Genomic DNA, 12,449 nt, shown 5'->3' on the forward strand with positions numbered 1-12,449 from the left:
CTGCGGCACATTCCCCGCCAACGGGTGCGGGATGTTCACCGCCAGCCCCCGGGCCAACACCTGCGGATCCTGGAACATCTGCGCCAGGTCGTTGATCGGCCCACAGGGCACACCAGCCTTCTCCAGCTCACTCACCCATTCAGCCGTAGTCTTGAACACCGTGGCCTGACGAATCAGCGGAATCAAATCAGCCCGATTGGCCACACGCTGCTTGTTGGTAGCAAACCTCGGATCATCCGCCCACTGCGGCTGACCAGCCACCTCGGCAAACTTGCGGAACTGCCCATCGTTACCCACGGTGAGGATGAAATTGCCATCCGCCGTCGGGAAGTCCTGGTAGGGCACGATATTGGGATGCGCATTACCCAACCGCCGCGGAGAGTTCCCCGTGGTGAGGTAGTTCATCGCCTGGTTGGCCAGGCAGGCCACCTGTACATCCAGCAAGGCCATATCGATATGTTGGCCAACCCCGGCCTGGTCCCGGTGGGCGAGGGCAGCCAGGATCGCCACTGTCGAATACAGGCCCGTAAGGATGTCGGTCAGGGCCACACCAACCTTCATCGGCCCGGCACCTTCCTCACCTTCCGGACGCCCGGTCAGGCTCATCAGCCCGCCCAACCCCTGGATCATGAAGTCGTAGCCGGCACGCTTGGCATACGGCCCGGTCTGGCCGAAGCCTGTGATCGAGCAATAGATAAGCTTCGGGTTAACTGCCTTCAGGCTCTGGTAGTCCAGACCATAGGCCGCCAGCCCGCCGACCTTGAAGTTCTCGATGACGATGTCCGACTTAGCCGCCAGCTCGCGCACCAGGCGCTGGCCTTCGGGCTGAGTAAAGTCGATGGTCACCGAACGCTTGTTGCGGTTGGCCGACAGATAGTAGGCCGCCTCACTGGTGTTCTCGCCACGCGAGTCCTTGAGGAAGGGCGGCCCCCAGGCACGGGTATCGTCACCCGAGCCCGGGCGCTCGACCTTGATCACATCAGCCCCAAGGTCGGCAAGGATCTGTCCGGACCATGGGCCGGCCAGCACCCGGGATAGATCCAGCACCCGCAGATGGGAAAGCGCACCCATGGCCTGGCTCCTCTATTAATAGAACGCCTGGATACCGGTCTGCGCACGCCCCAGGATCAGCGCATGCACATCGTGGGTACCTTCATAGGTATTGACCACCTCAAGGTTGACCAAGTGACGGGCCACGCCGAACTCGTCGGAGATACCGTTGCCGCCCAGCATGTCACGCGCCATGCGGGCGATATCCAGGGCCTTGCCACAGGAGTTGCGCTTCATGATCGAAGTGATTTCCACCGCAGCGGTGCCTTGATCCTTCATTTGCCCCAGACGCAGGCAGCCTTGCAGGGCCAAGGTGATTTCGGTCTGCATGTCGGCCAGTTTTTTCTGGATCAACTGGTTGGCGGCGAGCGGGCGACCGAACTGCTGGCGGTCCAGGGTGTACTGGCGCGCGGTGTGCCAGCAGGCCTCGGCGGCGCCCAGCGCACCCCACGAGATACCATAGCGGGCCGAGTTAAGGCAGGTGAACGGGCCTTTCAGGCCGCGCACATCCGGGAAGATGTTCTCTTCCGGGACGAACACGTTGTCCATGACGATCTCACCGGTGATCGAAGCGCGCAGGCCGACTTTGCCGTGGATGGCCGGGGCGCTGAGGCCTTGCCAGCCTTTCTCCAGGACAAAGCCGCGAATGTCGCCTGCATCATCCTTGCCCCAGACCACGAACACGTCAGCGATCGGGCTATTGGTGATCCACATCTTGCTGCCGGTCAGGCGATAGCCACCGTCGACCTTGCGCGCGCGGGTGATCATCGAGCCCGGGTCGGAACCATGGTTGGGTTCGGTCAGGCCGAAGCAGCCAATCCACTCGCCGCTGGCCAGCTTGGGCAGGTATTTCTGCTTTTGCGCCTCGGTACCGAATTCGTTGATCGGCACCATCACCAGCGACGACTGCACGCTCATCATCGAGCGGTAGCCGGAGTCGATTCGCTCGACTTCGCGGGCAATCAGGCCGTAGCACACATAGTTCAGGCCGCTGCCGCCGTACTGCTCGGGGATGGTCGCGCCCAGCAGGCCGACTTCGCCCATCTCGCGGAAGATCGCAGGGTCGGTCTGCTCGTGGCGGAAGGCTTCCAACACACGCGGCGCCAACTTGTCCTGGGCGAACTGATAGGCGCTGTCACGGACCATGCGCTCTTCTTCAGTGAGCTGCTGATCCAACAGCAGCGGGTCGATCCAGTTGAAGCTTGCTTTACCGGCCATGAGCGAATTCCTCGAAACAGAATTGGGAGCGGATTTTTGCGCTGCATTGATCCTAGGCCTGATCGGCTGTCGGGACAAACGAGGATTGCGCACTGTTTAGTGATATTTTCTCACTCCGAAATCAGCATAACGCCACATTGCCACGCTTACATGTGAGGTTGACGTACATGCGCCGCAAGATCCCCAGTACCAGCGCCCTGGTTTGCTTCGAAGCAGCCGCGCGTCACGAGAGCTTTACCAAGGCGGCCCAGGAACTGGCCCTGACCCAGGGCGCCGTTTGTCGCCAGATAGGCGGGCTGGAGGAGTTCCTCAATGTCGAACTGTTCCGCCGCTCACGCCGGGGCGTGAAGCTGACCGAAGCTGGCCTGTCCTACAGCCGCCAAGTCGCCACCCAACTGGACGCCGTGGAACGCGACACCCTGTCAGTGATGCGCCAACAGGGTGCCAACGTGATCGAACTGGCCGTGGTACCGACCTTCGGCACCCAGTGGCTGCTGCCGCGCCTGAAGGACTTCCAGCAGCGCCACCCAGAGGTCACGGTCAACCTGACCAACCGCACCCGCCCATTCCTGTTCGCCGACACGCCGTTCGATGCCGCGATCTACTTCGGCGATGCCGACTGGTCGGGTACTCAGGCCCACCGCTTGATGGGCGAGAACCCACTGCCCGTGTGCAGCCCTACGCTGCTGGAGGGGCAGGGCGAGCTCGATGCGCATCGCATCGCCGAATTGCCCTTGCTGCAGCAGACCACCCGCCCGTATGCCTGGCGGCAGTGGTTCGACGGCCTCGGCATGAGTGTCGAACGCGACATGACCGGCCCACGCTACGAGCTGTTCTCCATGCTCGCCCAGGCCGCCATGCATGAAATGGGCATTGCCCTGATCCCACCGTTCCTGATCCAGCGCGAGCTGCGGGAGGGCAGGTTGGTGGTCGCTAACAGGCATGCCCTGTCCAGCGACAAGGCCTACCATCTGATGATTCCCGACAGGAAAGTCGAGTCCGCGTCGCTGCGGGCATTCCGTGATTGGTTGGTGGCGCAGGCCAAGCAGTACGCGGCCGGAGAATAGGGCATGAACAGCAAACCTGACTCCGTAGTTAATTATTTTTAACACCTACAGATATACTGATTTGTCGCAAATTCGTAATCTGTTCCGCACACCACAAAAACAGCATCAACCCTAGTTAACACGCGGGTTTGCTGCTTATTTTGCGACATTCACCGAGCAACGAACGAAAACCGCGAAAATTTTTTCGAAATTTCTCCTAAGCTCGGAATAGCGCGTGTTTGACGGGCCGGAACCCAAGCGTTGCGACATAGGGTCACAGGGTGACTTGTAGTTTTGACTTCGTTTCGCTTCATGACGGGTTGAAGGCCCCATGCTTCGTCTGCAAAATGCCTCCCCGCCCCCGGTTCAGGCGGGGTCGTGCTCTACGGCCGCCCAGCCGCACCACCCGAAGTGCGCTGGTTTCCATAAAGACAAAAAAGGTCACCGCAGGAGACAAAGTCGTGCACATTGGTGTTCCTCTCGAGACGCAGACGGGTGAGACAAGGGTCGCCGCGACCCCCGAAACCATCAAGAAACTGGTTGGCCAGGGCCATCAGGTCACCGTGCAACGGGGGGCAGGGCTCAAGGCCAGCATTCCGGACACTGCCTATGAAGCCGTTGGCGCCACATTGGGTGAAGCCAGCGATGCCTTCGGCGCGCAGCTGGTGCTCAAGGTGGTCGCACCCAATGACCAGGAACTGGCGCTGATCAACAGCGGCAGTGTGCTGGCCGGCATGCTCAACCCGTTCAACAGCGAACTGATCGGCAAGATGGCCGCACGCGGCATCACCGCCTTCGCCCTGGAAGCCGCGCCACGCACCTCGCGGGCGCAAAGCCTCGACGTGCTGTCGTCGCAAGCCAACATCGCCGGCTACAAGGCCGTGCTGCTGGCCGCCCATCACTACCCACGCTTCATGCCTATGCTGATGACCGCCGCCGGTACCGTGAAGGCGGCCCGCGTGCTGATCCTCGGCGCTGGCGTTGCTGGCCTGCAGGCCATCGCCACGGCCAAACGCCTGGGCGCGGTGATCGAAGCCTCCGACGTGCGCCCAGCGGTGAAAGAGCAGATCGAGTCGCTGGGCGCCAAGTTCCTCGACGTGCCGTACGAGACCGATGAAGAGCGCGAGTGCGCCGAAGGCGTCGGCGGTTACGCCCGCCCCATGCCCGCCAGCTGGATGCAGCGCCAAGCCCAGGCCGTGCACGAACGCGCCAAGCAGGCCGACATCGTGATCACCACCGCACTGATCCCCGGTCGCAAGGCGCCGACGCTGCTCAGCGCCGAGACCGTGGCGCAGATGAAGCCCGGCTCGGTGGTCATCGACCTGGCTGCGGCCCAAGGCGGCAACTGCCCGCTGACCGTCGCCGACCAGGTGGTGCAGGCCAATGGCGTGACCATCGTCGGCCCGACCAACCTGCCAGCCCAGGTCGGCGCGGATGCCTCGGCGCTGTACGCCCGCAACCTGCTGGACTTCATGAAGCTGCTGTTCGACAAGGACGGCAACCTGGTCATCAACCTCGAAGACGACATCGTCGCCGCGTGCCTGATGTGCCGCGACGGCCAGGTCGTACGCAATAACGCCTGAGGAGTTCGACAATGGAAGACCTGCTGATTTCCCACGGCATCTACAACCTGATCATCTTCGTGCTGGCCATCTATGTGGGTTACCACGTGGTGTGGAACGTCACCCCAGCCCTGCACACCCCGCTGATGGCCGTCACCAACGCCATTTCCGCGATCGTCATCGTCGGCGCCATGCTGGCGGCGGCGCTGACCGTCACCCCCGCCGGTAAAGTGATGGGCACCCTCGCCGTGGCCCTGGCCGCAGTCAATGTGTTCGGTGGCTTCCTGGTCACCCGCCGCATGCTGGAAATGTTCAAGAAGAAAACCAAGAACGAGGCGCAGAAGTAAGCATGAGCATGAATCTGGTAACGCTTCTGTACCTGGTCGCCTCGATTTGCTTCATCCAGGCGCTCAAGGGCCTCTCGCACCCGACCACCTCACGCCGCGGCAACCTGTTCGGCATGATCGGCATGGGCATCGCCATCCTCACCACCGTCGGCCTGATCTACAAGCTGGGCGCCGAGCTGGCTACGGCGGGTATCGGCTACGTGATCGTCGGCCTGTTGGTCGGCGGCACCGCCGGCTCGATCATGGCCAAGCGCGTCGAGATGACCAAGATGCCCGAGCTGGTCGCCTTCATGCACAGCATGATCGGCCTGGCCGCGGTGTTCATCGCCATCGCCGCAGTGCTCGAGCCGCAGTCGCTGGGCATCGTCGCCAGCATCAGCGACCCGATCCCCACCGGTAACCGCCTGGAGCTGTTCCTCGGTGCGGCCATTGGTGCCATCACCTTCTCGGGCTCCGTGATCGCCTTCGGCAAGCTGTCGGGCAAGTACAAGTTCCGCCTGTTCCAGGGCGCACCGGTACAGTTCGCCGGCCAGCACAAGCTGAACCTGATCCTCGGCCTGGCCACCATCGCCCTGGGCCTGCTGTTCACCTTCACCGGCCACTACAGCGCCTTCACCCTGATGCTGGCCCTGGCCTTCATCATGGGCGTGCTGATCATCATCCCGATCGGCGGCGCCGACATGCCGGTGGTGGTGTCGATGCTCAACAGCTATTCGGGCTGGGCGGCGGCCGGTATCGGCTTCTCGCTGAACAACTCGATGCTGATCATCGCCGGCTCCCTGGTGGGTTCGAGCGGTGCGATCCTCTCGTACATCATGTGCAAGGCGATGAACCGCTCGTTCTTCAACGTGATCCTCGGCGGCTTCGGCGGCGATACCGACGCCGGTGCGGCGCAAGGCTCGCAAGAGCAGCGCCCGGTGAAGTCCGGCTCGGCCGACGATGCCACCTTCCTGCTGAGCAACGCCGACAGCGTGATCATCGTTCCCGGCTACGGCCTGGCGGTGGCTCGCGCCCAGCACGCGCTCAAAGAGCTGACCGAGAAGCTGGTGCACAACGGCGTGACCGTGAAGTACGCGATCCACCCGGTTGCCGGCCGCATGCCGGGCCACATGAACGTGCTGCTGGCCGAAGCGGAAGTGCCCTACGACCAGGTGTTCGAAATGGAGGACATCAACGCCGAGTTCGGCCAGGCCGACGTGGTGCTGGTGCTGGGCGCCAACGACGTGGTCAACCCGGCGGCGAAGAACGATCCCAAGTCGCCGATCGCCGGCATGCCGATCCTCGAGGCGTTCAAGGCCAAGACCATCATCGTCAACAAGCGCTCGATGGCCAGCGGCTACGCCGGCCTGGACAACGAACTGTTCTACCTGGACAAGACCATGATGGTGTTCGGTGACGCGAAGAAAGTCATCGAAGACATGGTCAAGGCCGTGGAGTAACCGCGCCTCTATATATAGAAGCGCATAAGGCCCCCGGGGAGTTATTCCCGGGGGCCTTTTCATTTGCTTGATCCAGATCAACGGCTCTATTTCCGGGCTTCGCCTACGACCATGGTCGCGGGACGGCACCGGGCTAAATCTCTAGACTGCGCTTCCAGTAGCTTCAGTAGCCTGAGATAACAATCCATGTACCGTGATCGCATCCGCTTGTCCTCCCTGCACAGCAAGGTAATGAGTGCGGCTGACGCCGCTGGCCTGATCGAGGACGGCATGACCGTCGGCATGAGCGGCTTCACCCGCGCCGGCGAAGCCAAGGCCGTCCCCCACGCACTGGCCGAACGCGCCAAACTGTCGCCGCTGAAGATCAGCCTGATGACCGGTGCCAGCCTGGGCAACGACCTCGACAAGCAACTGACCGAAGCCGGTGTACTGGCCCGGCGCATGCCGTTCCAGGTCGACAGCACCCTGCGCAAGGCCATCAACGACGGCCAGGTGATGTTCATCGACCAGCACTTGTCGGAAACCGTCGAGCAGCTGCGCAACAAGCAACTGACCCTGCCGGACATCGCGGTCATCGAAGCGGTGGCGATCACCGAGCAAGGCCATATCGTGCCGACCACCTCCGTGGGCAACTCGGCCAGCTTCGCGATCTTCGCCAAGCAGGTCATCGTCGAGATCAACCTGTCGCACAACGCCAACCTTGAAGGCCTGCACGACATCTATATCCCGACCTACCGCCCGACCCGCACACCCATCCCGCTGGTGAAGGTCGACGACCGCATCGGCAGCACCGCGATCCCGATCGACCCGGCCAAGATCGTCGGCATCGTCATCAGCGACCAGCCGGACTCACCGTCCACCGTGCTGCCGCCCGATCATGAAACCCAGGGTATCGCCGACCACCTGATCGCCTTCCTCAAGGGTGAAGTGGACGCCGGCCGCATGACCAACAAGCTCGGCCCGCTGCAGGCCGGCATCGGCAGCATCGCCAACGCGGTGATGTGCGGCCTGATCGAGTCGCCGTTCGAAGACTTGACCATGTACTCCGAAGTGCTGCAGGACTCGACCTTCGACCTGATCGACGCCGGCAAGCTGAGCTTCGCCTCGGGCAGCTCGATCACCCTGTCGAGCCGCCGCAACGCCGATGTGTTCGGCAACCTGGAGCGCTACAAGGACAAACTGGTGCTGCGCCCGCAGGAAATCTCCAACCACCCTGAAGTGGTGCGTCGCCTGGGGATCATCGGCATCAACACGGCGCTGGAGTTCGACATCTACGGCAACGTCAACTCCACCCACGTCTGCGGCACCAAGATGATGAACGGCATCGGTGGCTCCGGCGACTTCGCCCGCAATGCCCACCTGGCGATCTTCGTCACCAAGTCGATCGCCAAGGGTGGCGCGATTTCCAGCGTGGTGCCGATGGTCAGCCACGTCGACCACACCGAGCACGACGTGGACATCCTGGTGACCGAAGTGGGCCTGGCCGATCTGCGTGGCCTGGCCCCACGCGAACGTGCCCGGGTGATCATCGACAACTGCGTGCACCCGGACTACCGCGCCGCATTGAACGACTATTTCGAGCGCGCCTGCCAGCGCGGCGGCCATACCCCGCACATCCTGCGCGAAGCCTTGAGCTGGCACGAGAACCTGGAAGAAAGCGGCCGCATGCTGGCCGGCTGATCCAGCAACTCCTCAATACCCAATCGCCGGCAAGCCTCACCCTGAAGTTTGCACGTCACCTGTAGGAGCGGCCTTGTGTCGCGAAAGGGCCGCACAGCGGCCCCGGCGATCTTGGGCGTACTCGAGAACCTGGGGGCGCTGCGCCCCCTTTCGCGACACAAGGCCGCTCCTACAGAACAGCAGAACAAGACAGTTGCTCCCACAGGACCACGCATCCTTGTGGGAGCCGGCTTGCCGGCGATTGCGCATTCAAGGATCACAACAATTTCGCTAGGCAATCACTCGCGCGCAACACATCGATAAAACTGTACTACTGTACTGGTAAATATCTGCCTTCCTCATTCGCTTTTCTTCCCGCCTGGCTAAATTCGCACCAATAAGGTGCACACCAGTACAGTTGCGTCAGTTTCGAGTGCAACAGTAGGGTTACACAGTTAACTGAGCCATCGTATTACTGCTGAACTGTATCTACTGTTATGGACACCAAGGGAGGAAGATGGGCACCAGTTAAATCACTACCTAATGCCGCCACAAGCGGAAGGATGACACATCATGGAACGTACCCTCAGTTCCGGTCTGGTTTTCGAAAGCAACGCCCAAGCCTCCAACGCTTCGCTGCCGCTGCGCGCCCTGTCCACCCTGCTGCTGTGGCAGCGCCGCATGGCCAGCCGCCGTCAGCTGGCGCGCCTGGACTCCCGCCTGCTGGCCGACGCCGGTATCAGCGAGTCGCAGCGCTACGAAGAGCTCAGCAAGCCGTTCTGGCGCTAAGCTTCGGTCGCTGGCCAAAGCCAGCACCGCGCATTCTCAAGAACCCGTCGCGGGCAACCGCGACGGGTTTTTTGTCTGTGGTGCCCGAAATAGAGCGCTTGAACTTGCAACAAGTACAACTTCATAGTTCCACAGATAGACCAGTACAGTTACGATTTGTGATCCTTGCCCGTCCCAGGCAGGTGAACCGAGGCGTGTTACGCTTGTCCTACACGCCTGGCAACACCGTACCGCGACGAGCCAAGCGAGCGTCCGATAACCAGAACCACCCAGACCCTGCGCAGGAGTCCTTCATCATGTCCCGTTCTCAACTGTTTGGCGCCGCCTTGCTGCTGTCCCTCGCCGGAGCGGCCAATGCCACCAGCTTCGTGGTCACCACCGACACCGTCGTGCGCGGCGTCGCCGCTACCACCGATGCCACCTCCGACGTGACCTCGTCGTTCCGTGACGACAAGATTGTCCAGGCCGCCCGTGACGACGCCGCCAGCTTCGTTGGCAGCGAAGGCGTGATCCGCGGCGCCAAGCTGGAAAGCGCCTTCATGCATATCCGCCAGCAGCAGCCCTCGCTGCAAGCCAGCGACGCACAACTGGCCCGCGCTATCCTCGCGCTCTAAACCCTGCTTTTACACCCGGATTCACTGGCCCAGGCCCGTGCATCCGGGGTAGCCTTCGCTGCCCGCAACCACTGCTTCGAGAGCCCATGCGTTATCTGCTGCCCTTGCTGCTCACCCTCGCCGGCATGAGCAGCGCCCATGCCATGGATACCACCACCCAAGGCCTGTTCGCCGGTGGCTATGTCACCAGCCAGGTGACCAGCGCGCCGTTCGACCGCAAGGTCGTCACCGCCGCCCGTGACGACGCCGCGGCGTTCGTCGCCACCGATGGCTTGATCCGTGGTGCGCGCTTGCAGGCTGCGCTGGCATCGCTGCGCCAGGGCCATGCCTGCCACGCTGTCGGCGACCTGGAACTGGCCGAAGCGATTCTCGTCCAATGATCATCTATGACTCCTTGCATGTTCCGGAGATGTTCCATGCGTAAATCGCTGATCGCCGCTTCCCTCGGCATGTTGGTGCTGGCCGATCTGGCCCAGGCACGCACGCTGGTGGCCACCAGCAATATCATCGTCCGCGCCTCAGCGCGCACGGTCGACTTCACCTCCGACACCACCACCTCGATTCGTGATTCGAAAGTGATCCGCGAAGCCCACGACGACGCCGCCAGCTTCGTCGCCAGCAACGGCAGCATCCGCGGTGCCCAGCTCGAAGCCGCCTTCGACACCCTGCGCAGCCGCGTGCCAGAAGCCCGCGACGCCAGCGACCAAGTGCTGGCCGAAGCCATTCTCGCCCTGTGAAGCGCGCGCGTGCCTGGCTGCTCGGCTGCGCCCTGACGCTGCTCGGCACGCCCGCCCTGGCCGACCTGCAGTTGGTACTGCAGGCCGACGGCCTCGACGCGCTACAACAGCAGGCCACGCAGGCGCTGCTGGATGAAGCGATGGCCAAGCTGCCACCGCGCTTCAAGCAGCAGCTTGACCGGCGCATCCTGGTCAGCTGGACAGACCGCATGCCCGAGGATGCTTACGGCCAGGCTTCGCCGGTCGCCACCCTCGACCTGAACAGTCGCCTGCTCCCAAGCCTGGTCGACGGCAGTGCCGCCCGCGAGAAGACCGACCGACCCCACGGCACGGTCCGCGAAGAGTTGCTGGCCACCGTGCTCCACGAGCTCACCCACATCTACGACCGTGCGCGCCTATGGCCCAGCGCCGAGCGCCAGCTGATCACCCGCTGCAAACGCCAGCAGGGCGCACTGGGCAACGTCGGCCTGCCGCAGGACTGCCGTGGCCAGGCCGAGCGCCGCTTCACCCTTAGCGACGACCCCCGCCTGCTCGACCTGGCCGGCTGGCAGCAATACGTCGGCCGCCGTGGCGAGCGCGAGCAACACAACGGCCAGACGGCACGCAGCCCCGACAGCTACGAGCTGAGCAGCCCCAAGGAATTCGTCGCGGTCAACATGGAGTACTTCCTCCTCGACCCGAGCTATGCCTGCCGCCGGCCGGCGCTCAACCAGTACCTGAGCGAGCATTTCGGCTGGGCGCCAACGCAGAACGGCTGCGCCAAGGGCCTGCCGTTCCTCAACGCCGGTAACGACTTCGCCCGCCAGCCGCTGGGCGAGATCGACCCCGAGCGGGTGTATGAGGTCGACTACCTGCTGGCCGAAGCCAACCAGAACCTGGTCAGCCGCTGGGGCCACAGCATGCTGCGCCTGGTGATCTGTGCGCCCGGCCGCCCACGCGGCCCGGCCTGCCGGCTGGACCTCGACCAGAGCCTGGTGCTGTCGTACCGCGCCTTCGTCAACGACGTGCAGCTGTCCAGCTGGGGCGGATTGGTCGGCGCCTACCCGTCACGGCTGTTCGTCCTGCCGCTGGGCCAGGTGATCGACGAATACACCAAGACCGAACTGCGCAGCCTGGCCTCGGTACCTCTCAAGCTCAGCCGCAGCGAGATCGAGAACCTCGTCCGCCAGGCCGCCGAGATGCACTGGAGCTACGACGGCAACTATTTCTTCCTGTCCAACAACTGCGCCGTCGAGAACTTGAAGTTGCTGCGCAGCGGCACGGCAAACCCGCGCCTCAACGACCTCGACAACATCATGCCCAACGGCCTGCTGGAAGTGCTCAAGGGCAGGGGCCTGGCCGATACCAGCGTACTCGACGACCCACGCGAGGCGCTGCGCCTGGGCTACCGCTTCGACTCCTACCGCGACCGCTACCAGGCCATGTTCGACGTGCTGAAAAAGCAACTGCCGATCAAGCAGAGCGCCGTCGAGGACTGGCTGGCCCTGGATGCCGAGCAGCGCCGGCCGTGGTTTGACCGTGCCGACCTGCGCACCAGCGCGGCGCTTCTGCTGCTGGAGCAGGCCAGCCTGCGCCGACAGTTGCTGCTGGCCCAGGACGAGGTCAAGCAACGCTACCTCAATGGCCGGGCGCTCAAGGACGGCAGCTTCGACAAGGCCGACCAGGCCTTGCAGGCGATCCTCGCCAACAGCGGCTACCTCAGCCGCCCGGCGGAACTACTGGGGGCAGGTGGGTACGGCCTGCCGCAACCCGACGAGCGCCAGCACCTGGAGCAGGAAAGCAAGGCACGCCAGGCCCAGTTGCTGCGGTTGAGCAACGATCTGGACCAGCAGGTGAGGGCGCTGCTGGGGCCGGAACGGGCCAGGGAGATCAAGGCGGTGGAAGCCAATATCAAACAGGTGGGCGAGCATCTGCGCGCGTTGCACAAGGCAGCGGGCGGGTTGCAGCTGCCCTGAGGCGCAGCAGGTCGGACCCAATCTCTGTAGGAG

At 63.2% G+C, this 12,449-nt stretch carries 12 protein-coding genes (1 of these 12 cut by a window edge); 10 read left to right on the forward strand and 2 right to left on the reverse strand.

What is annotated here, in order from left to right:
- On the reverse strand, nt 1-1,071 hold the 5' portion of the coding sequence (locus tag IX761_RS05040) for a CaiB/BaiF CoA transferase family protein (protein ID WP_194788534.1). 150 nt of this gene lie to the left of the window's left edge; 1,071 of the gene's 1,221 nt are visible here — the first part of the coding sequence; it begins with the start codon at nt 1,069-1,071; its stop codon lies beyond the left edge, outside the window.
- A 15-nt stretch (nt 1,072-1,086) separates the two neighbouring features.
- On the reverse strand, nt 1,087-2,268 hold the full coding sequence (locus tag IX761_RS05045) for an acyl-CoA dehydrogenase (protein WP_194788535.1): 1,182 nt from the start codon (nt 2,266-2,268) through the stop codon (nt 1,087-1,089).
- A gap of 167 nt (nt 2,269-2,435) precedes the next feature.
- Here IX761_RS05045 and IX761_RS05050 point away from each other — a divergent pair, with 167 nt between their 5' ends.
- From IX761_RS05050 to IX761_RS05095, 10 genes are all read left to right on the forward strand, one after another.
- Nucleotides 2,436-3,335 (forward strand): LysR family transcriptional regulator, encoded by a 900-nt coding sequence (locus tag IX761_RS05050; RefSeq protein WP_194788536.1) that lies wholly within the window; start codon nt 2,436-2,438, stop codon nt 3,333-3,335.
- A 440-nt stretch (nt 3,336-3,775) separates the two neighbouring features.
- On the forward strand, nt 3,776-4,897 hold the full coding sequence (locus IX761_RS05055; RefSeq protein WP_194788537.1) for a Re/Si-specific NAD(P)(+) transhydrogenase subunit alpha: 1,122 nt from the start codon (nt 3,776-3,778) through the stop codon (nt 4,895-4,897).
- Between the two features lie 11 nt (nt 4,898-4,908).
- Nucleotides 4,909-5,223 (forward strand): NAD(P) transhydrogenase subunit alpha, encoded by a 315-nt coding sequence (locus IX761_RS05060; protein WP_110995049.1) that lies wholly within the window; start codon nt 4,909-4,911, stop codon nt 5,221-5,223.
- Nucleotides 5,224-5,225: 2 nt separating this feature from the next.
- The gene (locus tag IX761_RS05065; protein WP_194788538.1) at nt 5,226-6,662 is read left to right on the forward strand and encodes an NAD(P)(+) transhydrogenase (Re/Si-specific) subunit beta; all 1,437 of its coding nucleotides are present in this window, start codon (nt 5,226-5,228) and stop codon (nt 6,660-6,662) included.
- Nucleotides 6,663-6,848: 186 nt separating this feature from the next.
- On the forward strand, nt 6,849-8,342 hold the full coding sequence (locus IX761_RS05070) for an acetyl-CoA hydrolase/transferase family protein (protein WP_194788539.1): 1,494 nt from the start codon (nt 6,849-6,851) through the stop codon (nt 8,340-8,342).
- A 552-nt stretch (nt 8,343-8,894) separates the two neighbouring features.
- On the forward strand, nt 8,895-9,110 hold the full coding sequence (locus IX761_RS05075) for a DUF1127 domain-containing protein (RefSeq protein ID WP_194788540.1): 216 nt from the start codon (nt 8,895-8,897) through the stop codon (nt 9,108-9,110).
- 296 nt (nt 9,111-9,406) lie between these two features.
- Nucleotides 9,407-9,724 carry a DUF2388 domain-containing protein gene (locus IX761_RS05080; protein WP_194788541.1) on the forward strand — a complete coding sequence of 106 codons (318 nt, stop codon included), beginning with the start codon at nt 9,407-9,409 and terminating at the stop codon, nt 9,722-9,724.
- 86 nt (nt 9,725-9,810) lie between these two features.
- Entirely contained in the window at nt 9,811-10,104 is a 294-nt protein-coding gene (locus IX761_RS05085) for a DUF2388 domain-containing protein (RefSeq protein ID WP_194788542.1), read from the forward strand.
- Nucleotides 10,105-10,140: 36 nt separating this feature from the next.
- On the forward strand, nt 10,141-10,461 hold the full coding sequence (locus IX761_RS05090) for a DUF2388 domain-containing protein (RefSeq protein ID WP_194788543.1): 321 nt from the start codon (nt 10,141-10,143) through the stop codon (nt 10,459-10,461).
- The gene (locus IX761_RS05095) at nt 10,458-12,416 is read left to right on the forward strand and encodes a DUF4105 domain-containing protein (RefSeq protein WP_194788544.1); all 1,959 of its coding nucleotides are present in this window, start codon (nt 10,458-10,460) and stop codon (nt 12,414-12,416) included. Before IX761_RS05090 ends, IX761_RS05095 begins: the two co-directional genes overlap by 4 nt.
- Nucleotides 12,417-12,449 lie beyond the last annotated feature (33 nt).

The organism is Pseudomonas sp. UFMG81 (assembly GCF_015354575.1).
Taxonomy (GTDB): Bacteria; Pseudomonadota; Gammaproteobacteria; order Pseudomonadales; family Pseudomonadaceae; genus Aquipseudomonas.